Raw genomic sequence first — 22,501 nt, 5'->3', positions numbered from 1 at the left:
CCCAGGCCGCGGCGAGCGCGAAGCTGCGATGGGAGGCGGGCCGCGGGCGACCGCCGGGCTGCGACGGGCGCACGGCCGGCTCACAACGCACACCCGCCATCGGTGAGCAACACGAAGCCACCGGGCGCATCGGCGCGGGTACCTTAGGGGGCGTGACCGCTCCCGTCGATGCCACCACCACGTCCGCCTGGGCCGAGCTCAGCTCGATCCGCGACTCGTTCGCCCCCGATCTGCGCGACTGGTTCGCGATCGATCCGCGCCGCGCCGAGCGCCTGAGCTTCGAGCTGGCCGACCTGCACGTCGACCTGTCGAAGAACCTCGTGACCGACGAGATCCTCGCTGCCCTCGTGCGCCTGGCCGAGCAGACGGGCGTCGCGGACCGCTACGCCGCGATGCTCGCCGGCGAGCACATCAACACCACCGAGGACCGTGCGGTGCTCCACACCGCACTGCGGCGCCCGGCGGGCGCGCAGCCCGCGCTCGTCGTCGACGGCCAGGACATCGACGCCGACGTGCAGTCGGTGCTGACGGCCATGACCGAGTTCGCGACCCGCGTCCGCGACGGCGAGTGGAAGGGCGTGACCGGCAAGAAGGTCACGCACATCGTCAACATCGGCATCGGCGGCTCCGACCTCGGCCCCGTCATGATCTCGGCGGCGCTCGAGCCGTACGCGACGGCCGGCATCGAAGCCCGCTTCGTATCGAACATCGACCCGTTCGACCTCGCGCACAAGACCAAGGACCTCGACCCCGAGACGACCCTCTTCATCGTCGCGTCGAAGACCTTCACCACGCTCGAGACCCTCACCAACGCGCGCCTCGCACGCGACTGGCTCTGGGCGGGTCTGGAGAGTTCGGGGGCGATCGACGGCGGCGAGGAGCAGAAGACCGATGCCGTGGCCCACCACTTCGTCGCCGTCTCGACGGCGCTCGACAAGGTGGCCGCCTTCGGCATCGATCCGGTCAACGCCTTCGGGTTCTGGGACTGGGTCGGCGGCCGCTACTCGGTGGACTCCGCCATCGGCCTGTCGCTCATGATCGAGCTCGGACCCGACGTGTTCCGCGAGCTGCTCGCCGGCTTCCACGCCGTCGACGAGCACGTCCGCACCACGCCGCTCGATCACAACGTGCCGGTCCTCATGGGTCTCCTCAACGTCTGGTACTCGAACTTCCTCGGCGCCCAGTCGCACGCGGTGCTCCCCTACGCGCAGCAGCTCAGCCGCTTCGCGGCGTACCTGCAGCAGCTCACCATGGAGTCCAACGGCAAGTCGGTGCGCTGGGACGGCTCCCCCGTCACCACCGACACCGGCGAGGTGTTCTGGGGCGAGCCCGGCACCAACGGCCAGCACGCCTTCTACCAGCTGATCCACCAGGGCACGCGCCTGATCCCGGCCGACTTCATCGCCTTCGCCAACCCCGCGTACCCGCTCGAGGACGGCGGCCGCGATGTGCACGGCCTGTTCCTGTCGAACTTCCTCGCGCAGACCAAGGCGCTCGCGTTCGGCAAGACCGCCGAAGAGGTCGAGGCCGAGGGCACCACCGGTGCGCTCGTCGCGGCTCGCACGTTCGCCGGCAACAAGCCGACGACCTCGATCTTCGCGCCCGCGCTCACGCCCGCGGTGCTGGGCCAGCTGGTGGCGCTGTACGAGCACATCACCTTCACCCAGGGTGTGATCTGGGGCGTCAACTCGTTCGACCAGTGGGGCGTCGAGCTGGGCAAGCAGCTGGCTCTGCAGATCGCACCCGCGATCGAGGGCGACGAGGCGGCGATCGCCGCGCAGGATGCCTCGACCCGCACGCTCCTCGCCTACTACGCGGCCCACCGCAAGTAGCCCGCGGGCTCGACGCGTTTCGTCTCCGGGCGCTGGAGCGCCCTCCGCTCAACGACCGGCAACCTCGTCCCCCGCCGTTGAGCGAGCGAAGCGAGACGAAACGCCCCGACCCGGCGCGCGCGCGCCGGGTCACGGGAGCGCCCTCCGCTCAACGACCGGGAACCTCCTCCCCGGCCGTTGAGCGGGCGAAGCGAGACGAAACGCCCCGACCCGGCGCGAACGCCGCGTCACGGGAGCGCCCTCCGCTCAACGACCGGGAACCTCCTCCCCGGCCGTTGAGCGAGCGAAGCGAGACGAAACGCCCCGACCCGGCCAGAGCGCCCTCCGCTCAACGACCGGGAACCTCATCCCCCCGGCCGTTGAGCGAGCGAAGCGAGACGAAACGCCCCGACCCGGCGCGCGCCGGGTCGCGGCATCCGTCCTCTCCTACTCCTTCTTCTCGACCGTGATCAGCGAGGCGCCCACGGCGACCTCGCCCTCGAGCACCGGCGACACCTCGCCGAAGTCGTCGGCGTTGAGCACGATCACCGGTGTGATGAGCGGGTACCCGGCCTTCTCGATGACCCCGCGGTCGAAGGTGACGAGCGGCGTGCCGAGCTCGACGCGGTCGCCGTTCTTCACCTTGACCTCGAAGCCTTCGCCCTTGAGGTTGACGGTGTCGATGCCGACGTGGATCAGCAGCTCCACGCCGCCGTCGAGCACGATGCCGAACGCGTGCCCGGTCGGCTGGGCCGCGGCGATGACGCCGGCGCCGGGCGAGAACACCGTGTCGCCGGTGGGCTCGATCGCGGCGCCCGGTCCCATGACTCCCCCGGCGAACACCGGGTCGGGCACCTCCGACAGCGGCACCACGCGGCCCGCGAGGGGCGCGAGCACCTCGACGGCGACCTCGCGCACGGCGGTGGCCGTGGCCGTGGTGGTCGCCGGCGCAGCCGTCGCCGCGGCGGCGGCCGGAGCGGCGTCCGACGCGTCGATCGTGCGGGGCTCCGCAGCCTCGACCGCCGCCGGCGCCACGTGCTCGGCAGCCGCCGCGGCCTCGGCGGCGTCACGCGCCGCCTCGAACTCGGCCTGCTGCTCGGGCGTGCGGAAGTTCGACCAGATCACCAGGAACATCGACGTGAAGAACGCCAGTCCGATCGCGATCGCGTACAGCCCCGTCGGCTGGAACGCCGGGATCGTGAGCAGCGATGTGAAGACGAACGCCTGGGTGGTGACGCCGTTCTCCAGTCCCATGATGAGGCTGCCGACGCCGATCGTCAGGCCGCCGACGAAGCAGCCGACGAGCATGCGCGGGTAGATGCGCTTGAACCGCAGATGGATGCCGTACAGCGACGGCTCCGAGATGCCGCCGAGCAGGCCCGCAGCGAGTGCGCCGGTCGCGGTCTGCCGCATCTGGGTGTCGCGGTGACGCATCGACAGGACGAGCACGCCGGCGGTGGCGCCGAAGCACGCGAAGTTCCAGGCACCCATCGGGCCCTGGATGAAGTCGTACCCGAGCGTCTGGATGTTGAGGAGCATGATCGCGTTGATCGGCCAGTGCAGGCCGAGCGGCACCATGAACGGGTACGCGAGCGGAATCACGATCGCGAAGATGAACGGCGAGAAGCTGTTGATCGCCGCGAGAGCCTGAGCCAGCACCGCACCGACGTAGACGCCGATCGGCCCGATCACGAAAGCGGTCAGCGGCATCATGATGAGCATCGCGAAGAACGGCACGAAGATGAGCTGCAGGTTCGCCGCGATGATCTTCCGCAGCAGCTTGTACAGCGGGCCGAGCGCCGCCGCCATGAGCAGCGGCGGGAACACCTGCGAGCTGTAGTTCGCGATCGGCATCGGGATGCCGAAGATGGGGACGATCGCGACCTGCGCGGCCTCGATGCCGAACAGCGCCGTCGGCTCGACGCCCTCGGCGAGAGACGTGAACCCGGGCAGCATGAGCACCGCCATGATCGCGAAGCCCACCCACGGGTCGGCGCCGACCTTCTTCGTCGCGTTGTAGGCGACCATGAGCGGCAGGAAGACGAAGACGCTCTGCCACATCAGGTTGATGAACGCCCACGAGGGATCGAGCGTGACGCCGGGCGCGTTCCAGTCGGGGATCACGTCGAGCGTCGCCATGAGCGCCATGAACGTGATGAAGAACGAGGCGCCGAGCAGCGCACCGAGGATCGGGCGGAAGGAGTCCGAGAGGAACTCGAACAGCGAGTCGATCCACGCGACCTTGCCTCGCACGCCCTTCGCCCGCTCGCGCGCCTTGATCGCGTCGATGTCGTCGTCGGCCGGCGCACCGCCGCCGTCCTTCATGTCGGGCAGCGCCATGATGTCGTTGTAGACGTTCTGCACGCCGCCGCCGATCACCACCTGGAACCGCTCGCCCGCCTGCGGCACGGCTCCCATCACGCCGGGGATCGCCTCGACGGCCTTCGCGTCCACGCCCGAGGCGTCGCGGAGCTGGAATCTCAGCCTCGTCGCGCAGTGCGTGAGGCTCTCGATGTTCTGGGCACCGCCCACGGCGGTGACGATGTCGGCTGCAGACGATGTACCCATGGGATCTCTCCTTCGAGGAACGCGTCGACGACGCACTCCACGCCCGTGCCCCGTCGAGCGCTACGCTAGCGCCCGCATCTAGCCGAGCGATATACCCCGGTGAGAACACGGATTCCGGATGCCCCGCCCGCGGCTTCGCGCCGGGTCGCGGCATCCGTCATCACCGTCTTCAGGCGCGCAGCCGCCCGGCCAGACGCGTGGCGTTCATGTACGCGATCGCCTCGATCGAGATCATCGGGTTGACGCCCGAGGCTGTCGGGAAGGTCGACGCGTCGGCCACGACGATGTTGGGGACCTCCCACGTGGCCCCGTCGGGATCGAGCGCACTCGTCGCCGCCGAGCCGCCCATGCGCGCCGAGCCCATGATGTGCAGCGCGGCCATCGAGCACCGGCCGGGGCCGTACCCGGCCGCGCCGCAGCGGGCGATGAAGTCCTCGAGCGGCTCACCGCTCGCGCGCGTCCACTCGATGCCCGCCTGATGGCCCGAGAACATCCGCAGTGCGCCGGCGGCCTCGAGGATCCGCGAGGCGCCGGCGACGCCGGCCTGCACGCGCGCGGCGTCGCGGTCGGAGAGCAGGTAGTGCATCGTCGGCTCGCCGGCCTTGTCCACCCGCACCTCGCCCGCGTCCTGGTCGCGCGTGATCACACCGACGCTGGAGTAGTGCGCGAGGCGCTTCATGACCTCGAGGTGGGACTGCGCACCGCGCCATGACTGGAACGCCACCGAGAGCCCCGGGTTCGCCGCCGCCGTCTCGTACACGGCGCCGTAGCCCGAGCCGTCGAGGTCGGCGTGCTCGGCCGAGTAGCGCGATTGCATGGCCCCCTCCCACGGGCGCACCTCCTCCTCGAACTCGGCCCACACCGCGGTCGCGGGGTGCAGCCGCAGGTGCTTGCCGATGTTCGGGTTCGACAGTCCGGAGCGCCGCAGCAGTGCGGGAGTCTGCACGCTGCCGCCGGCGACGACCACGGCGCGGGCGCGGACCGTCACCGTGTGGCCGGCGGCGGTTCGGCCGGTCACGGCGGTCGCGACGCCGTTCGAGGTCTCGACCCGGCGCACGTCCACGGCGGTGATGAGCCGCGCACCGTTGCTCTCGGCATCCGCCAGCCAGGTCTTGGTCGCCGACTGCTTCGCGCCGATGCGGCAGCCGTAGCCGCAGCGGCCGCACTCGACGCCGGTGTCGCAGCCGATGACGTTGCGCTCGAGCGCTCCCACGTGCCAGCCGAGGCTCTGCAGTCCCCGCTCCATGATCTGATCGCGCCGCGACGGTGCGCTGTACGCACCGGTCACGCCGAGCCGTGCCCACACGGCGTCGAGCGCCTGGTCGTACTCGGAGGTCGCGAACTGCGTCGCCCCGTGCGCCGCCCACTCCTGGCGCACGTGGTCGGGCGTCCGGAACGACGTGGAGAAGTTCACCACGGTGCCCCCGCCGAGGCACTGCGCCGACATGATGCTCAGCTGCCCCTCAGCGGTCGCCGACGGTCCCGGCGCGTACAGGCGCGCGAGGCCGCCCAGCTCGCTGCCGTCGAAGTCGCGGTCGTCGTAGTAGGCGCCCTTCTCGAGCACGACCACGTCGAAGCCCTCGGCGGCGAGCACCGCCGCCGCCGTGCCGCCGCCCGCACCCGAGCCCACGACGACGACGTCGCAGTCGAGGCTGAGATCCGAGACGGGCGTCTGGGGATGCAGCGGCGGAGTGGCCGCATCCTGCCGCGGACCGGGCGGGCCGGGGTATCCCATCGCCGCCCACAGCGGCGACTGCCCGTCGGCGCCCGGCGCGACGTAGTACGACAGCATCGCCGCCGACTTGAGGTTCTGGAACAGCACCCGCTTGAGCGGCACGCGCGAGTCCGACAGCGCGATGAGCGCGGCCTCGCGCCGGGCCGCCGGCAGGCTCGAGAACCGGCGCGGGCCGATGCCGAGGAGCACGCCGCCCAGAGGGGTGTCCCACAGCGAGAGCACGCGGGAGAGGAGCTCGGCCTCCTCCCTGCGGGGATTGGCCTCGAGCATGCCCTCAGCGATCGGCACGGCACCGAGCCGGGTAGCCGACGGGATGCCGTTGCCGTCGCCCGGGGCGAAGGTGTCGAAGATGGACTCGAATGTCGCCCGCTGCGCTGCGGTCAACGTCATGGGGGCCTCCTGGTGCGCCGTTGCTGCGGCCAGCATGCACGACGCACCGCCCGCGGGGCAAGAGTCAAGTGAATGGCGATTCACGCGGCGCCAGAGCGGGGCGCCCGGTCATCGCGTCGCTCCGTGAGAGGTTTCTCATCCTCCGATCAGGGCTTTCTGGAAAAGGCGCTCCCACGTTCTGTCCAGGAAACCACCGGGACTCGTCCAGACACGATGAGGCAGACTCGTCGACTTGTGCGTCCCGCCCGAGGGCGCACCGCGCCCCCACCCGCGGCGCACAACCCGAAGGATCGTACGTTCGTCATGCATTCAGACCAGTCGCTCACCCCTACCCGCCGCACCCGCCGCCGCTTCTTCGCCCCCGCCGTCGCCGCCGGCACCGCCCTCGGCATCCTCGCCACGACCGGGCTCACGCTCGCCTCCCCCGCCCTCGCCGCCGCCGCACCGACCGCCGGTGCCGCGATCGCCTCCGTGGCCGCGCCTGAGGCCAGCGCCGAGACCTTCCGCCAGATCCGCACCGACGCGCAGAGCTCGCTGCTCTCGGCGCGGGCCGTGCTCGCCGACGCCGAAACCCTCACCACCGACATCACCGCCGCGGGTCTCGACCTCGGCGTCGCCGACACCTCCGTCGACACCGCCGACCTCGAGCGGGCGTCCGCCCGCCTGACCGAGATCGGCCTGGTCCCGGTGCTGCTCGTCCCGGCGATCACCGCCGACACGACCGAGGCCATCTCCGACGTCAAGGAGCGCGTCGCCGACCTGCGCGAGCGCCTCGAGGCCGCGCAGGCCCAGAAGGCCGCCGAGGAGGCCGCCGCAGCCGCAGCGGCCGCCGCAGCCGCGGAAGCCCAGCGCCAGGCGGAGGCGGCCGCCGCCCTCGCCGCGGCCAACACCCCCGACGGCGCCAAGGCGACCGCCCGGCAGATGGCCGCCTCGCAGTACGGCTGGGGCGACGGCCAGTTCTCGTGCCTCGCGTCGCTGTGGGACAAGGAGTCCGACTGGAACTACCAGGCCTACAACGGCAGCAGCGGCGCCACCGGCATCCCGCAGTCGCTCCCCGGCAGCAAGATGGCCACCTTCGGCGCCGATTGGCAGACCAACGCCACGACGCAGATCGCGTGGGGCCTGGACTACATCAAGCGCGCGTACGGCACGCCGTGCGCCGCGTGGGGACACTCGCAGGCGACCGACTGGTATTGATCAGTGATCGACGGATGCCGCGCCCGGCCGCAGTCGCGGGGCGCGGCATCCGTCACCCGTCACCCCTGACGTGAGTCGGAGCCGTAGAGCTCCCCGATCTTCTGCGACGAGAACCAGCCGTCGTAGGCGTCGGTCTTCGGCCAGCCCTCCGGGGAATCCTGCCATTCCTCCTGCCGTCCGTAGGGCAGCAGGTCGATCAGCGGGAAGGTGTGGCTCAGCTGCTCGGTGCCGCGGCCGTTGGTGTGCCACGTGCGGTAGACGGTGTCGCCGTCGCGCAGGAACACGTTGACCGCGAAGCCGCCGCCGGCGGGCGCGTCCATGTCGGCGCCGAACGGGCTGCCGGCGGTGGAGTACCACTCCATGCGGTTGCCGGTCCGCTCCTTGTAGGCCAGCGCCTCGTCGATCGGCCCCTGCGTGACGATGACGAAGCGGGCGTCGTACGGATCGAGGAAGTCCAGGCGCGTGAACTGCGAGGTGTAGCCCGTGCAGCCGGGGCAGTGCCATTCCTTGCCCTCGAACCACATGTGGTTGTAGACGATCAGCTGCGACTTGCCGTCGAAGACGTCGGCCAGCCGCACCGGCCCGTCCTTGCCGACGAGCGTGTACTCGGGCAGCTCCACCATCGGCAGGCGCCGCCGCTGCGCGGCGATCGCGTCGAGCTCACGCGTCGCGGCCTTCTCGCGCACGCGCAGCTCGTCGAGCTCGCGGCGCCACGCGGCGGCATCGACGATCGGCGGCAGCGGCTTCTGGGTGGTGGTCTGCATCGGAACCTCCGAGTGGTTGCGTATGTTCACACTGTACACATGCGGATGCCGGCGTCAAGGGCGTCTTCGGATCGCCCCGCCGGATCCGCTCTGGCGCGGCACGGCACGGCGGCTCATACTCGAGGCATGCAGGGGGATGCTGTGGCACGCCGCGTCGCCGACGTGTGCCATGCGGTGGTCGACGGCCACGACGGCCTGCCCGATGCGCTGGGACTCTTGGCCCGCCTCGTGGGTTCGGACTTCGCGTCGTTCTCCGACATCTCGCTCGTGCACCCGCGGGAGTCGGTCGTGACCGAGCACGGCCGGGCGCCGCTCAGCCCCGGCGAGTACGCGGAGTGGGCGCGGCTGCTGCCGACACACCCGTACGCCCATCACGTGGCGACCGCCGACGCCCCGGCGCCGCGGCTCACCGACGTCGTCGACCTGCGCGAGTTCGCCGCCACGGAGGTGTTCCAGGTGTGCCTCGAGCCGACGGGCGCGCGCTACCAGGCGGCGATGCGCGTCGCGCGCACTCCGGACGGGCTGGCACTCGTCTCACTGTGGCGGTCGTCGCGCGACTTCACCGAGAACGAACTGGAGCCGGCGGCGACCATCGTGCAGGCGCTCCGCCATGCCCTGCAGCTGCGCGCGCTGCTGGACCGGCTCTCCGTCGCGGCGACCGCGGTCGATGGCGACGGCGAGGCGTCCGGAGAAGCCGTCGCGGCGCGGGAGCTCACCGCCCGCCAGGCCGAGGTCGTCGCGCTGGTGGCCCGCGGCCATACCAACCAGCAGATCGCGCTGCGGCTCGGCATCTCGCCCCGCACCGTGCGCAAGCACGTCGAAGACCTGTTCGCGCGCACCGGCGCGAGGTCGCGCACCGAGCTGGCGGTCCTGTGGACGTCGCCCGCCCGGCGCGGCGCGGCGATCACTCCGGCCGGTCGCTGATCCGGTCGGCGCCCCGGCACACGATCCCGGTCACTCGGGTCGGTCGCCGGCCCGATCGCGCACCGCCTCGTGGCGGTACGCCTCGGGCTGCGGCGTCGACGCGGCCGAGAGGCGCCGGGTCGCGGCATCCGTCGACGGCTCTTCCCAGAAGGCCGCGTGCGTCGTCGGCACCGCCTCACCGCACGCACTCGCGTGGACGTAGACCGTCGCGCCGTACAGCACCTCGCCGGCATCGCCCCAGCCCACGTGCGAGGCCGAGCCGACCTGGTCGAGCGCGTCGTTGACGCCGTGCGCGATGCCGCCGTACCACTGGCGCCAGTCCGTCAGCCCGTTCGCGGCGGCGTACGGACTCGGCAGCACCCGGACGGTGTCGGCGTCGTCGGTCCACAGCACGCTGTGGTCGACGGCACCCCACTCCGCCGCCGCCGGGCTCTCGGGATCGAACACGTCGGCGACGCCCGTCACCCAGCCGCCCTCGGACTGGCCGTACACCCCGCTGAATCCGCCGCCCGGCAGCAGCCCCAGCGACTCGATCGTCGCGGGCTCCGGCCAGCGGGCCGCCTCGTAGTGCCCGCCGTCCCACGGTCCGTACCAGGCACCGCCGGCCGCCTGGCCGGCGTCCGACAGGACGCGCGAGAAGGTGTCGGCCGCGACGCCCGGGTTGCTCCCCAGCAACGCGGTGCCCTTCGAGGTCCACACGACACCCTGCGGCACGACGCCGTCCGGCACCTCGACCGCGTACGAGCCGGCGACCTCACGGCGGTGGTTGATCGCCCACGCTTCGGCCGATCCGAGGTCTCCGCCGCCGAGCAGGCGAGGGGCACGGTCGGCCCGGGGCCACCACGCGGCGTCCGCCGTGAACTCGCCGGTGTACAGGGTGCCCGCGGGCTCGCCGCGGTCGTTGATCCGCCGCACGTAGATCCCCTCGGCATCGCCCGTCTCCACCCACGTCAGCGCGCCGGTGCGCAGATTCTGCACCCAGGCGCGCTCGCGGCCGGAATCGTCCACGGTGCTCTGGCCGTTGATCCAGCCGCTCGGCGTCAGCTCGAAGGCGACGTCCCACAGTGTGCCGGCCGGGCCGACCGGCACCGGCTCGGTGCCCAGCCCGAACCACACGAACGCGCGACGGGCTTCGGTGCCGTCGTCCTGCGGGACGATCATGCTGCCGTAGTAGACGACGCCCTTGCCTGGCACACGCTCGATGTCCATCACGGTGCCGTCGTAGGCGCCGTCCGGACCCTTCATCACATGGATCTCGCACCCGCCGAGGGCGGTCGCGCCGGCCGACGGCGGCCCCGCCGCCGTCGCCCCGGCGGCCGGCGCGATCCCGAGCGTCCCCACGAGCGCCGCCGTCAGCGCGGCCCCCAGATATCCCCGCATGCGATGTTCCCCTCATCGTGTGCGGCGCGAGCCGCCTCTCGTCAGTGTGGAGCGGGGCCGCCCGCGCGGATAGGTGGCGTTTGCGCCACCCCCGCTCCCCGGACTTGCCTTCGCGGGCACGCTCACCCTCGACAGATTCGAAGCGCTTCGATATCGTCGCCCTCGGTCGAAGAAGACCCATCACCGAACACGACAGGAGTGTTTCATCGTGAGATTCAGGCGTTCCGCCATCGGACTCGTCGTCGCGACCGGCGTCGTCATCCCCCTCTCGGTCGTCCCCCCGGCCACTGCGCAGCCGACCGACGCACCCGCGCTCGCGGCATCCGTCCCTCCCTCATACGAGTGGTCGAACGCGGCCATCTCGGGCGGAGGCTACGTGCCGGGCATCGTCTACAGCCAGACCGAGCCGGGCCTCGTGTACGCCCGCACCGACATCGGCGGCGCCTACCGGCTCGATCGCGACAGCGACGAGTGGGTGCCGCTCCTCGACCACGTCGGCTGGGACGACTGGAACCGGCTCGGCGTGCTGAGCCTGGCGACCGACCCGATCGAGACCAACCGGGTCTACGTCGCGACCGGCATGTACACGAACGAGTGGGATCCGTCCCCCGGCGCGATCCTGCGATCCGACGACTACGGCTCCACGTGGGACGCGTCACCGCTCCCCTTCAAGGTCGGCGGCAACATGCCCGGCCGCGGCATCGGCGAGCGCCTGCAGGTCGACCCCAGCGACACCGACGTGCTCTACTACGGTGCCGAACAGGGGCAGGGACTCTGGCGGTCGACCGACGCCGGAGCCACCTTCTCGCGCGTCGAGTCGTTCCCGAACGCCGGCGACTTCGTGCCCGACGCGGGGTCGGGCAACTCCTACCTCATGCAGAACCTCGGCGTGCTGTGGACGGCATTCGACACGTCGACGACGGATGCCGGAGCCCCGACGCGCACGGTGTTCACCGCGGTGGCCGACACCGACGACATCCTCTACCGCTCCGACGACGCCGGTGCGACGTGGCAGCCGGTGGCGGGGGCGCCGACCGGCTTCCTGCCGCACCACGGCATCGTCGACGAGGCGGGTCGGTTCCTCTACCTCTCCACCAGCAACACCTCCGGCCCGTACGACGGGTCGGACGGGCAGGTGTGGCGCTACGGCATCGACGACGGCACGTGGACCGAGGTCACGCCGACCCTGCGGCCCGTGGGCGTGGACTTCGGATTCGCCGGGCTCACGATCGACCGGAGCGATCCCGACACGATCATGGTCGCGTCGCAGATCCAGTGGTGGCCCGACATCCTCATCTTCCGTTCGACCGACCGGGGCGAGACGTGGACGCCCATCTGGGATTACGCGTACGACGAGTCGGGCTCGTACGTGGCCGCGCGGTATTCGCAGTCGATCGACGACGTGCCGTGGCTGGCGTTCGGCAAGGAGGTCAGCGGGCCGGTGCCGTGGGCGGAGCCCACGCCGAAGCTCGGCTGGATGGTGTCGGCGCTCGAGATCGACCCGTTCGACTCCGATGAGCTGATGTACGGCACCGGGGCGACGATCTACCGGAGCGACGACCTCACCGCGTGGGACGAGCCCGGCGGCGTCATCCACCTCGCCCCCGAGGCGTTCGGCATCGAGGAGACGGCGATCCAGGATCTCGCCGCGCCCGCCGGCGACATCGACGTCGTGTCGGCGATGCTCGACCTCGGCGGCTTCATCCATGACGACCTCGACAGCGTGCCGCAGAGCTTCCAGGCGCCGTACTTCGGCGGGGGCACGAGCGTGGACGTGGCAGGGCTCGAGCCCGACGTGATCGTGCGCGCGGGCACCGACGGGAGCGGCGCGCGCGTGGTCGCGGCATCCGTCGACGGTGGCGACTCGTGGACGACGTCACCCGCGGCCGACGGCGCCACCGGGTCGGGAACGGTCACGGTGAACGCCGACGGCTCGGGCATCGTCTGGACGCCCGACGGCGTCGCGGTGCGTCACTCGGCCGACGGCGGCACGACGTTCGCCGAGGTGGCGGGGCTGCCGGCGGGCGCCCGCGTCGAGAGCGACCGGGTCGATCCGCGGCGCGTGTACGCGTTCGCGGGAGGCGTGTTCTATCGCTCCGACGACGGGGGCGCGACGTTCGCCGCCGTGAGCGAGGGCACGCTCCCCGACGAGGGCCCGGTGCGATTCGCAGCGACGCCCGGGTCGATCGGCGATGTGTGGCTGGCCGGCGGTTCGGACGAGGGCGGCGCCTACGGACTGTGGCACTCGCAGGACGCCGGCGCGACCTGGACCGCCACGAGCGGCTTCGACGAGGCCGACACGGTCGGCTTCGGCAAGGCGGCGCCGGGTGCCACGACGCCCGCGATCTACACGGCGGCGTCGCGGGACGGCGAGCGCGGGGTCTATCGCTCGACGGACGGCGGCGCGAGCTGGTGGCGGATCAACGACGACGCCCACCAGTGGGGCTGGATCGGCGCCGACATCGAGGGAGACCCCGATGTGTTCGGCCGTGTCTACATCGCGACGAACGGCCGCGGCATCATCGTCGGCGACGACACCGCCGCCGCAGAGCCGGCGGCGTGGAACGCGGGATCGGTGTACGTAGAGGGCGACGTGGTCGCGCACGGCGGCGCGGCGTGGGTCGCCTCGTGGTGGACGCGCGGCCAGGCGCCGGGCAGCAAGAAGAACGGCGCGTGGCAGGAGATCGCGGCGACGCCGACGGGCGTCGCGGTGTGGACGGCATCGCGCATCTTCGACGCCGGTGACATCGCGTCGTTCGGCGGCGAGCTGTGGCGCGCCCGATGGTGGACTCGAGGCGACGAGCCCGGGGCGAAGAAGAACGGCCCCTGGGAGCGCCTCGGCTGAGGCACGGGCTGTCGGCGGCCACGCCGCCGACAGCCCGGATCCGGACGCGCTCTCGAACTCGATGTCGATGTCGAGTCCGACCGCTAGGGTCGTCCGGTGACCCGCTACAGCCTGATCCCCGCCGCGTACGTCTACCTGGTGCGCGACGGCGAGGTGCTGCTGCAGCTGCGACAGAACACCGGGTACATGGACGGCTTCTGGACGGCGGGCGCCGCCGGCCACCTCGAGCCGGGCGAGACGGCCGTCCGCGCGGCCGTCCGAGAGCTCGAGGAAGAGCTGGGCCTCGTCGTTCCGACATCGGCGATGGTCGCGGCATCCGTCATGCAGCGCACGGACGGCACGTCGAACCCGAGGGAGCAGCGCGTCGACTGGTTCTTCACGTGCTCGTCGTGGGACGGCGAGCCGACGATCCGGGAACCGCACAAGTGCGCCGAGCTGAGATGGTTCGCGCTCGGTGACCTGCCCGCCGAGGTGCCCGCGTACGAGCGCACGGCGTTGGAGTGGCTCCGCGACAACACCTCGGTGGGGCTGCTCAACGTCGGATTCTGACGCCTCGGCGAGGGCCGGGGCCCGCGGAACGCCCCTGCTGATGCTCAGGAAATCCATCACGAAAAGATAACGACATACCCTTCCCATCGTTACCCCGTCGTTATAGAGTTCAGGAACGGTAGTTGTTTTGCTGTGGCAGCTGCCGGCATGTGATTGCAGGACACTCTTGGTGCAAGGGACAAGGGCCGGTCGGTAGCCTCTCCGACCGGCCCTGACTCTTGCCGCAACCCCAGTCGATGCGGCAGTCGGATCAGGGGATGTGCCAGAACTCGGTGCCGAGTCCGTACATGTTCCAGATCCACCACCACTGGCCCACGAGCGAGGCGATCAGCACGCCGACGCGCCACGCCGTGCTCGCCGGCAGCGCCAGCGCGCCGGCCAGTGGCGCAAGCGGGAAGAGCAGCCGGAAGATGCTCGACTGCGGCAGGAACACGGCGAGCAGGTACAGCAGGTAGCTCGCGACCCACAGACGGATCTCGACCCCGAGTCGCTTCACGTGCGGTTCGACCGTGAGAACGATCGCGACCATCGCGACGAGCCCGAAAACGGCCGCCGGCGCGAGACCGGGCGCCACACCCCACTCGTGCAGCCAGTAGTCGGCCGCGAGCAGCCAGCCCTCGCCCGGCACGAACGCGCCGGTGTCGCCCATCCACAGGCGCCGCCACGACAGCTCGGTGTCGAGATACGCATCCGCCTGACCGGTCACCAGTGCCGCGATCACCTGCCACGCGAGCCCGAGAGCCACGGCCAGCGCTGCCGCGCCACCCAGCTGCAAGAGTTCGAGGCGCCGCAGGGGCTCGGTGCGGCGCTGCATCCACCGCCACCCGGCGAACAGCGCGAGCAGCAGCGCGAAGGCGAGAACGCCGGGCCGTGTGAACGCCATCACGGGCACGAGCGCGTACAGCCAGCCGTAGCGGCGCCGCTGCAGGCACCGGATCCCGAGAAGAACCAGGAGCAGGAAGGATGCCTCGGCATAGGCCACCTGGAACATCGCCGCCAGCGGTGCCGCGGCGAAGAACGCCACCGCCCACAGCGCCGCCGCCTCGCCGATGCGCTCGACGAGGATGCTGCGCAGCACGAGGCAGCACAGGTATCCCGCCACCAGGGAGATCACGACCCCTCCCGCGGCCCACGATCCCAGGAGCGCGCCCACGCCGGCCGACGCCCAGGGATAGAGCGGCATGAACGCCCACGCGTTCTGCGCGATGTCGCCCGCCTCTGTCAGCGGCAGCACCGCCGGATAGCCCTCCTCGGCGATGCGCCGGTACCACTGTGCGTCCCAGGCGCCGATGTACGTCCACAGGTCGGCGCGGTTCCCGAAGCGGGAGTCCTGCGGCGACCACGCCGACGCGACGAGGAAGAACATGGTGGTGGCGAGCCGCGCCGCGACGTAGACGGCAGCGATACGTGCCGCCGGCGCGACGAGCACGGGCGCGATCGTTCTCTCGGTCCGGGTCAGCGTCTGCACGCGGCGCAGTATGACAGGCGCAGAGAAACGCTCCGTGACGGAACCGCTTCGAGAGCAGGCCACGCCCGGAGCCGAGACATCACGAAAACATAACGAGAAACCCTTGCCTCTGTTATCTGGCCGTTATAGAGTGCTGGCACGGTAGTTGTTTTGCTGTGGCAGCTGCCGGCATGTGATTGCAGGACACTCTTGGTGCAAGGGACAAGGGCCGGTCGGTAGCCTCTCCGACCGGCCCTTACTCTTGCGCCCGGACCGACGCGCGCCCGCGCCTCCGCGCCGCGCCTCGTGCCTCGTGCCTAGTGCCTCGCGCCTCGTGCCTCGTGCCTCGTGCCTCGTGCCTCGCGCCTACACTCCCCCGCCGCCGCCCCCGCCGCCTCCGCCGCCGGCGGAGCCGCCGCCCGACGAGCCGCCGGACGACGACGATGCCGACGCCGAGCTCGACAGGTTCGAGATCCCGGCCGAGAAGGCGGCCGCGTTGAAGCCGGAGCCTCCCGCGTACCAGCCCGGCGAGTTGCCCTCGCCGTAGAGCATGGCGAGCTCATCGGCCCACTTCTTCTCCTGACCGAACACGACCGCGTACGGCAGCAGCTTCTCGTAGAGCCTCAGCTTCACCCGAGGATCGGAGATGTCGACCTGCACGCGCTCCGCTCCCTGCGGCGACTGCAGCATCCGGATGCGATCGGCCTCGGCCCACTCGATGAACTGCTTCAAGCCCTGCAGGTGGTCGCGCACCTCCGCCCCCGCCGCCGTGAGCGGCTTGCGCGAGACGAGACCCGCGACCACCAGCGCGGCGAGCACGCCCGCGACGAGCAGCACGATCGGCACGAGCGGCGCCACGTACGAGACGAGCGCGCCGATGCCGAACAACACCACCAGCGCCGCCGAGACGATCGCGATCACGATCGGCCACGCACGAGCGCCGGCGGGCACGTGCCGGCGGAGGCCCCGCTCCCTCAGCTCCGACGATGCCGCCTTCAACACCTTCTGCGCGGTGGTGGAGAACCTGGTGTCGCTGCGCCCGAACTCGAACTCCTCACCGGGCACTCCCGACGGGAAGAGGCCGGGCAGCAGCATCCGTCCATCCCCGTCCGCGAGCGAGGGGTCCACCAGCACGGCCTTCAGCCGCGTGCCGCCGAACCGCTTCGCCGGACCCTCCTCGATGCGGATGCTGCCGACCACGGCCTGCTCGAGCACCTCGGCCGGGATGGCCTTGGTCGTGTGCCCCAGCAGGACCGCGCTTTCGAGCGCATCGATCTCGCGCGGCGGCGTGTACTCGGCGATGATCACGGGTCGCCCGGGCGCGTCGCGCAGATGGCGCCGGCGCGTCACCAGGGCGAGCACCAGGGCGGTGCCGAGCCCCAGCACCGCGACGATGCTCTGCAGCCAGCCCCACGGCGACGCGAAGTACGACGTGTCGAATTCCGTGAACGTGTCGGGCGCGAATCCGATCGCGATGGTCACCGTCTGGAAGGGCTGCACGTTCTCGACGGACGCCGTCACCGCGCCGTCGGACTCGACGTCGACGGAACAGGTCTGCTCGTCGTCCTGGTAGCCGAAGTAGCAGGCCTGCGCGCCGGTGCGGGCTGCGTCGAGGTCGTCCGGCATCGTGACGCGCGCTGTGACACGACCGAACGGCTGCGGCCAGGCAGTGCCGTTGACGTCCCAGTAGAACTCGTCGACGCCGGTGTCGGAGAAGTACCTCGTGACGTTCTCGAGCGTGTACGTGAAGACGTAGGTCTGGCGTCCGTGCACGAAGTCATCGGCGCGCGACACCATCAGGTAGAAGCCGTCCTCGGACTCCGTCTCGGCCGGACGCGGAGCGCCGTTCTCGTCGGTGATCGACACGAGCTCCGGGCGCAGCGGCGCGCCGAGGTAGCTGTCGGGGATGGCGCGGCGCATGCCGCGGTTCTGGTCGAATTCGGGGAAGAGCGCCACGAACGTCTCGATGACCGTGAGGGTGCTGGTGCCGTCCTCCGCCCGATCGAGCTGGTATTCGACGTCGAGGCTCTCGAAGGCGAAGTCATCGACGTCGGCACGGGCCGGAGCGGTGTCGACGGCTGTGAACACCATCCCGATCAGCAGAGCCGCCACCAGGCCGAGAATCCCGAGCGCGCGCGGACGCGACGAAGCGACGACAGAAGACCCCATGGGGTCAGCCTAGGGTCCGCCCCCTGCCCTAATCTTGTCGATATGACCGACCGCCGACTCGCCATCGATGCCTGGGAGAGCCTCTTCCGGGCCCAGCACGAGGTGTTCGGCGACATCAACGACGACTTCCACGAAGACACGCTGACGCAGGCCGAGTACGACGTGCTCCTCACGGTCACGCGCGCGGAAGACCTCACCGCCCGCCTGCGCGACGTGACCGCCAACATGCTGATCAGCCAGCCGAGCGTCTCGCGCCTCGTCGATCGCATGGTCGCGCGCGGTCTGCTCACGAAGGGCGCGGATCCCGACGACGGCCGCGGTGCGCTCGTGCACGCGACGGATGCCGGAGCCGCACTGTTCCGCCGCGTCGCCAGCTCGCACGGCAAGGCCATCGCCGAGCGCATGTCGCTGCTCTCCGACGACGAGCTCGCCCAGCTCCGCGAGCTCACGGCCAAGCTGCGGAAGAAGCAGCCCAGCTGCTGAGCCCCCGTTCGCTGAGCCTGTCGAAGCGCCTCCGACAGGCTCAGAGACGAGTGGTGCTACGGGGTTCGGCGACGGAGGGTGAGCGACGCGAGGATGAGCGCTCCGACGGCGAACGCGACCACGACCAGTAGCGGGCCGAAGACGTCCCACCCCTCATCGCCGGCGGTCACCGCGTTGATGGTGTCGATGGCGTAGCTCAGCGGCAGGATCTTGGAGATCTGGTAGAGCGCGTCGGGCATGTCCTCGCGCGGCATGAACAAACCGCCCAGGATGATCTGCGGGAACACGATGAGCGGCATGAACTGCACCGCCTGGAACTCCGTGCGCGCGAAGGCGCTCGCCAGCAGCCCGAGTGCCGTGCCGAGGATCGCGTCCACCACGGCCACGAGGCCGAGCTGCCACAGCGGCCCCTCGACCTCGAGCCCGCACACCCACACCGCGAACGTCACCGTGATGACCGCCTGCAGCGTCGCCATCAGACCGAAGGCGAGCCCGTAGCCGAGGATGAAATCCGCCTTGGCGATGGGGGTCGTCATGAGCCGCTCGAGGGTTCCCGACCGGCGTTCGCGCAGCGTCGTGATCGACGTGATGAGGAACATCACGATGAACGGGAACAGCGCCAGGATAGGCCCGCCGAACTGGTCGAACACGCCCTCCTGATCGCTGAACAGCCACGCGAACAGGCCGACCAGCAGGCTCGGCGCGACGAGCATGAGTGCGATCGAGCGCGGGTCGTGACTGAGCTGACGCAGCACGCGCCCCGCCGTCGCGAGGGTCAGCGCGCCGTTCACGGCCGGCCTCCCTCGTGCGGGTGCTGGGCCTGCTCGTGCGGGTGCTGCGCCTGCCCGTGCGGGTGCTGCGCCTGCCCGTGCGGGTGCTGCGCCTGCTCGCGGGCCTCCCGGCGCGTGAGCGGATGCGGTTCGACAGGCTCACCGACCGACTCCTGCGGTCCCTGAACACCGCCCGGCCCCTGAGCACCGCCCGGCCCCTGAGCTTGTCGAAGGGCGTCGCGCTCGATGAGGGCCAGGAACGCGGCATCCGGATCCGTGGTCGCGGTGTCGGCGAGAAGGCCGTCGGGGGTCGTGTCGGCGATGATGCGACCGGCACGCATGAGCAGCAGGCGGTCGCAGCGCAGCGCCTCGTCCATGACGTGGCTCGACACGATGAGCGTCGCCCCCGCATCGGCGAGACCGCGGAACACCTCCCACAGCTCGGTCCGCAGCACCGGGTCGAGGCCGACGGTCGGCTCGTCGAGCACGAGCAGCTCCGGCGCGCCGAGCATCGCGACCGCGAGCGAGACGCGGCTCTCCTGCCCGCCGCTGAGCGAGTCGATCGTCTGGTCGCGCTGCTCGGCCAGACCGACCTCGTCGATGACGCGGTCGACGTCGCTGCGCGGCGCGCCCACGAGCCGGGCGAAGTAGCGCAGGTTCTGCCGGATGGTGAGGTCGCCGTACACCGACGCGGCCTGCGTGTCGTACGCCACCCGGCGGCGCAGCGCAGCAGAGCCGGCCGGTTCGCCGAGCACGGTGACGCGGCCGCCGGCGACCTTCTGCACCCCGACGATCGACCGCATGAGCGTCGTCTTGCCGCAGCCCGACGGCCCCATCAGCCCGGTGATCTGGCCGCGCGGGATGTCGAGATCGAGGCTCGCGAACACCTCCGTGCTGCCGCGCCGGACCTGCAGATCACGCACGTGGACGGCATCCGTCACCGTGTCATTCGTCACGGATGAATAGTGGACCCCACCGCGCCCCGGCACCAGTCCCCGCGCGCGTCACGTGAAGACGGCGCGTGCGTCACCAGCGGTTGCGCACTTCTTCGGCCCATCCGAGGATCCCCTCGAGCGCCACGATCTCACCGTCCGGCAGCGTGAACGTGCCCGCCCAGTGGCCGAAGCACTGGTCGGTGCGCGATGCGACGATGCCGAGATTCGTGCGCGTCACCTTGTCGTAGAAGGGGGTGAAGGATGCCGCGAGCCCGCCACCCGCGACCCGCCATGGCCGTCGCCAGTCGGCGAGGTCGTAGTCCCACGAGAGCTCGTCGTGGATCTTGTGCAGACGACCGTCGACGAAGAACGCGTTCTCGGTGGAGCCGGTGCCCTCGGTCCACTTCCCGCCGACTTGGATGCCGATCGTGCGACCGCTCGAGACCCCCGACCCTGCTCCCCAGTTCCAGCCGATGGCGTAGGGCCAGCGCCCACGTCCGTGGTCGAGCACGGCCCACGACTCTCCGGCGGGGACGTCGTACGTGACCCCCTCGACGGTGACCGAGCCGTGCGCGGGGCGCGCGACGTCCTTCACCGTGTACTGGAACCGGCGGCTGCTCCACGGCACCACGACGGCCAGGCTCTCGTGCCCCTCGGGCAGCGCGGCGAACACGTCGAACGAGGCCTCCGGGATCCGCGCCCGCAGCCGCGTGCCCGCGGGTTCGCCCGCCGTGGCGGGCCGGGGATCGACGTCGATCTCGAGGTCTTTCGCGCGCGCTCGCGCCGCGCAGTCCGGGCCCCGCTCCTCCCGCACGGTGAGTGCCAAGTGCACGTCGCGCGCGGGCAGCACCGTCGCCGAGGTCCCCCACGAGCGTTCGGTCGCGCGGTCGAACACCCACACCTCGTGCACCGCCGCGTAGTCGAGCGACGACACGGTGAGCGCGAGGATGTGCGTCGGGGTCGTGACGTTCCAGTATTCCCAGCGCTTGTTGCGCCCGAGGCCTCGTCCGATGCCTGAGGTGTCGACGAGCGGCCGGCGGGCGAAGCCGATGGCGTCGGGGTCGAGCCGCCCGTTCGGCAGCGTCAGCGACACCGGAGCCGTGAGTTCCCGCTCCCTGCGCCCGGCGTCCGCGGGGGTGGGCGCGGTGCGCGGGTGCGATTCGGGACGGACGGATGCCGCGGGCACGGGCGCGGCGGAATCTGCGGGCATCGGCATCCTTGCTGACGGTCCGGGGCGGGTCGGTGAGAGCTTAGCCGCACGTAGTCTGGGCGCCATGCACACGCGCACCCAGGCCAGGCTGCAGGTGGTGGCCGGTCCGATGTTCGCCGGCAAGTCGGAGGAACTGCTGCGCCGCGTGAGACGCGCCCGCATCGCAGGACTCGAGGTCGAGGTCGTCAGCCACGCACTCGACGACCGCCGGGGCGAGGGCCTCGTCAGCTCGCATTCGGGACTGAGCATCCCGTCGCGGTCGGTGCCGGACGCCGAGGCGCTCGGTTCGTCGGTGCGCGGGCGAGGACTGGACCTCGTGGCGATCGACGAAGCGCAGTTCTTCGGCCCCGAGCTCGTGCCCGCGGTGGACGCGCTCGTCGCGGACGGGGTCGCAGTGGTGGTGTCCGGGCTGTGCATCACATTCGACGGCCGCCCGTTCGAGCCGCTGCCCGCGCTGATGGCGATGGCCGAGGACGTGCTCAAGCTCACCGCGGTGTGCGCCGTCTGCGGCGAGGACGCCGCCTTCCACCAGCGGATCGTGGACGAGGGCGGCGGCGATCCGCGCATCCCCACACGGGCTCAGGTGGGCGGCATCGAGTCGTACCAGGCGCGCTGCCGGCGGCACTTCACCGGCGGCGCACGCACCTAGCCGGACGCGGCGGATGCCTCGTGGCCGACGCGCCGGATGCCTCGCCCCTTGGCCCGGGGCGAGGCATCCGTCATCTCGAAAGCGGCGCGTCGCTACTGCTCGATCGGCTGCGGCGTCTCGCTCGACTCGTGCGCGCGGATGGTCGGCGCAGAGCCCTCGGACGTCACCTCGATCTTGCGCGGCTTGGCCTTCTCGCTCACCGGAATCGTGACGCTCAGCACGCCGTTGTTGTAGCTCGCGGCGATGCGCTCGGTGTCGATGCCCTGGCCCAGGTTCAGCTGGCGCAGGAAGCTCGCCGCCTCGCGCTCGCGGGTGATCCACTTGACGTCGTCGCCGCTGTGGAGCGTGCGCTCGGCGCGGATCGTCAGCAGCTGGCCGTCGACGTCGATGTCGACCGAGCCCGGGTCGATGCCCGGCAGGTCGGCGGTCAGCACGTAGTGGTCGCCGTCGCGATAGAGGTCCATCGGCATGCGGCGCGGGCCGCGGCGAGCGTCGAAGAGACCGGACGCAAGGCGGTCGAGATCGCGGAACGGGTCGTACGTGGCCATGGTTATCTCCTCTCGTTCGAGAGTTGAGCCGCCTCGGCTCAACTACGTCCAGATTAGCACTCGGGGTGCGCGAGTGCTAAGTGCTCGGTGTTCGCTCACAACGAACACGGGATGGCTCCGGAGCCGG

The 22,501-nt window shown here is 71.1% G+C and carries 17 protein-coding genes; 7 read left to right on the top strand and 10 right to left on the bottom strand.

Annotated elements, in window-relative coordinates; translation table 11 throughout:
• Nucleotides 1-152 precede the first annotated feature (152 nt).
• Nucleotides 153-1,832 carry a glucose-6-phosphate isomerase gene (gene pgi / locus IM770_RS05375; protein WP_203580107.1) on the top strand — a complete coding sequence of 560 codons (1,680 nt, stop codon included), beginning with the start codon at nt 153-155 and terminating at the stop codon, nt 1,830-1,832.
• A gap of 426 nt (nt 1,833-2,258) precedes the next feature.
• Here pgi and IM770_RS05370 read toward each other — a convergent pair whose 3' ends face one another.
• Both IM770_RS05370 and IM770_RS05365 read right to left on the bottom strand, forming a co-directional pair.
• Nucleotides 2,259-4,379, bottom strand: coding sequence for a glucose PTS transporter subunit IIA (locus tag IM770_RS05370; RefSeq protein WP_203580106.1), 2,121 nt, complete (start codon nt 4,377-4,379; stop codon nt 2,259-2,261).
• Nucleotides 4,380-4,548: 169 nt separating this feature from the next.
• Nucleotides 4,549-6,504 carry a GMC family oxidoreductase gene (locus tag IM770_RS05365; RefSeq protein WP_203580105.1) on the bottom strand — a complete coding sequence of 652 codons (1,956 nt, stop codon included), beginning with the start codon at nt 6,502-6,504 and terminating at the stop codon, nt 4,549-4,551.
• A 303-nt stretch (nt 6,505-6,807) separates the two neighbouring features.
• Here IM770_RS05365 and IM770_RS05360 point away from each other — a divergent pair, with 303 nt between their 5' ends.
• Complete coding sequence (locus tag IM770_RS05360; RefSeq protein WP_203580104.1) at nt 6,808-7,701, top strand: aggregation-promoting factor C-terminal-like domain-containing protein; 894 nt, start codon at nt 6,808-6,810, stop codon at nt 7,699-7,701.
• A gap of 59 nt (nt 7,702-7,760) precedes the next feature.
• Here IM770_RS05360 and IM770_RS05355 read toward each other — a convergent pair whose 3' ends face one another.
• Nucleotides 7,761-8,465: a DUF899 domain-containing protein gene (locus tag IM770_RS05355; RefSeq protein ID WP_203580103.1), complete on the bottom strand. Its 705-nt coding sequence runs from the start codon at nt 8,463-8,465 to the stop codon at nt 7,761-7,763.
• A gap of 126 nt (nt 8,466-8,591) precedes the next feature.
• Here IM770_RS05355 and IM770_RS05350 point away from each other — a divergent pair, with 126 nt between their 5' ends.
• Nucleotides 8,592-9,389, top strand: coding sequence for a response regulator transcription factor (locus IM770_RS05350; RefSeq protein ID WP_203580102.1), 798 nt, complete (start codon nt 8,592-8,594; stop codon nt 9,387-9,389).
• 30 nt (nt 9,390-9,419) lie between these two features.
• Here the strand turns inward: IM770_RS05350 and IM770_RS05345 are convergent, their stop codons facing one another.
• Entirely contained in the window at nt 9,420-10,769 is a 1,350-nt protein-coding gene (locus tag IM770_RS05345; RefSeq protein ID WP_203580101.1) for a hypothetical protein, read from the bottom strand.
• A 208-nt stretch (nt 10,770-10,977) separates the two neighbouring features.
• On the opposite strand from IM770_RS05345, the gene IM770_RS05340 reads away from it, so the two are divergent.
• Together IM770_RS05340 and IM770_RS05335 are read left to right on the top strand one after the other, a co-directional pair.
• Nucleotides 10,978-13,614 (top strand): carbohydrate-binding protein, encoded by a 2,637-nt coding sequence (locus IM770_RS05340; RefSeq protein WP_203580100.1) that lies wholly within the window; start codon nt 10,978-10,980, stop codon nt 13,612-13,614.
• 96 nt (nt 13,615-13,710) lie between these two features.
• Nucleotides 13,711-14,163 carry an NUDIX hydrolase gene (locus IM770_RS05335; protein WP_203580099.1) on the top strand — a complete coding sequence of 151 codons (453 nt, stop codon included), beginning with the start codon at nt 13,711-13,713 and terminating at the stop codon, nt 14,161-14,163.
• A gap of 250 nt (nt 14,164-14,413) precedes the next feature.
• Here the strand turns inward: IM770_RS05335 and IM770_RS05330 are convergent, their stop codons facing one another.
• Nucleotides 14,414-15,631: a putative hexosyltransferase gene (locus tag IM770_RS05330; protein ID WP_307785381.1), complete on the bottom strand. Its 1,218-nt coding sequence runs from the start codon at nt 15,629-15,631 to the stop codon at nt 14,414-14,416.
• Between the two features lie 345 nt (nt 15,632-15,976).
• On the bottom strand, nt 15,977-17,779 hold the full coding sequence (locus IM770_RS05325) for a DUF2207 domain-containing protein (RefSeq protein WP_203580098.1): 1,803 nt from the start codon (nt 17,777-17,779) through the stop codon (nt 15,977-15,979).
• Between the two features lie 42 nt (nt 17,780-17,821).
• Between IM770_RS05325 and IM770_RS05320 the strand changes: the two genes are divergently transcribed.
• On the top strand, nt 17,822-18,262 hold the full coding sequence (locus IM770_RS05320) for a MarR family winged helix-turn-helix transcriptional regulator (RefSeq protein WP_203580097.1): 441 nt from the start codon (nt 17,822-17,824) through the stop codon (nt 18,260-18,262).
• A gap of 56 nt (nt 18,263-18,318) precedes the next feature.
• Here the strand turns inward: IM770_RS05320 and IM770_RS05315 are convergent, their stop codons facing one another.
• The 3 genes from IM770_RS05315 to IM770_RS05305 all read right to left on the bottom strand — a co-directional run bounded on the left by IM770_RS05315 (nt 18,319) and on the right by IM770_RS05305 (nt 21,177).
• Nucleotides 18,319-19,053 (bottom strand): ABC transporter permease, encoded by a 735-nt coding sequence (locus IM770_RS05315; RefSeq protein ID WP_203580096.1) that lies wholly within the window; start codon nt 19,051-19,053, stop codon nt 18,319-18,321.
• On the bottom strand, nt 19,050-19,988 hold the full coding sequence (locus tag IM770_RS05310; RefSeq protein WP_203580095.1) for an ABC transporter ATP-binding protein: 939 nt from the start codon (nt 19,986-19,988) through the stop codon (nt 19,050-19,052). Before IM770_RS05310 ends, IM770_RS05315 begins: the two co-directional genes overlap by 4 nt.
• 70 nt (nt 19,989-20,058) lie before the next feature.
• Nucleotides 20,059-21,177: a DUF2804 domain-containing protein gene (locus tag IM770_RS05305; protein WP_203580094.1), complete on the bottom strand. Its 1,119-nt coding sequence runs from the start codon at nt 21,175-21,177 to the stop codon at nt 20,059-20,061.
• A gap of 64 nt (nt 21,178-21,241) precedes the next feature.
• On the opposite strand from IM770_RS05305, the gene IM770_RS05300 reads away from it, so the two are divergent.
• On the top strand, nt 21,242-21,826 hold the full coding sequence (locus IM770_RS05300) for a thymidine kinase (protein WP_203580093.1): 585 nt from the start codon (nt 21,242-21,244) through the stop codon (nt 21,824-21,826).
• A 92-nt stretch (nt 21,827-21,918) separates the two neighbouring features.
• Here IM770_RS05300 and IM770_RS05295 read toward each other — a convergent pair whose 3' ends face one another.
• A complete protein-coding gene (locus IM770_RS05295) occupies nt 21,919-22,374 on the bottom strand; it encodes an Hsp20/alpha crystallin family protein (RefSeq protein WP_203580092.1) in 456 nt (151 codons plus the stop codon).
• Between the last annotated feature and the right edge of the window lie 127 nt (nt 22,375-22,501).

This window comes from Microbacterium hibisci (assembly GCF_015278255.1).
Lineage (GTDB): Bacteria > Actinomycetota > Actinomycetes > Actinomycetales > Microbacteriaceae > Microbacterium > Microbacterium hibisci.
The sequence above is the reverse complement of the archived record's forward strand: the minus strand, read 5'-3'. Positions and strand labels throughout refer to the sequence as shown.

Excerpts from the sequence above, each read along its gene's own strand:
- IM770_RS05370 (WP_203580106.1), bottom strand. The coding sequence starts at position 4,379 with ATGGGTACATCGTCTGCAGCCGACATCGTCACCGCCGTGGGCGGTGCC.
- IM770_RS05365 (WP_203580105.1), bottom strand. The coding sequence starts at position 6,504 with ATGACGTTGACCGCAGCGCAGCGGGCGACATTCGAGTCCATCTTCGAC.
- IM770_RS05360 (WP_203580104.1), top strand. The coding sequence starts at position 6,808 with ATGCATTCAGACCAGTCGCTCACCCCTACCCGCCGCACCCGCCGCCGC.
- IM770_RS05355 (WP_203580103.1), bottom strand. The coding sequence starts at position 8,465 with ATGCAGACCACCACCCAGAAGCCGCTGCCGCCGATCGTCGATGCCGCC.
- IM770_RS05350 (WP_203580102.1), top strand. The coding sequence starts at position 8,592 with ATGCAGGGGGATGCTGTGGCACGCCGCGTCGCCGACGTGTGCCATGCG.
- IM770_RS05345 (WP_203580101.1), bottom strand. The coding sequence starts at position 10,769 with ATGCGGGGATATCTGGGGGCCGCGCTGACGGCGGCGCTCGTGGGGACG.
- IM770_RS05325 (WP_203580098.1), bottom strand. The coding sequence starts at position 17,779 with ATGGGGTCTTCTGTCGTCGCTTCGTCGCGTCCGCGCGCGCTCGGGATT.
- IM770_RS05320 (WP_203580097.1), top strand. The coding sequence starts at position 17,822 with ATGACCGACCGCCGACTCGCCATCGATGCCTGGGAGAGCCTCTTCCGG.
- IM770_RS05305 (WP_203580094.1), bottom strand. The coding sequence starts at position 21,177 with ATGCCCGCAGATTCCGCCGCGCCCGTGCCCGCGGCATCCGTCCGTCCC.
- IM770_RS05300 (WP_203580093.1), top strand. The coding sequence starts at position 21,242 with ATGCACACGCGCACCCAGGCCAGGCTGCAGGTGGTGGCCGGTCCGATG.
- IM770_RS05295 (WP_203580092.1), bottom strand. The coding sequence starts at position 22,374 with ATGGCCACGTACGACCCGTTCCGCGATCTCGACCGCCTTGCGTCCGGT.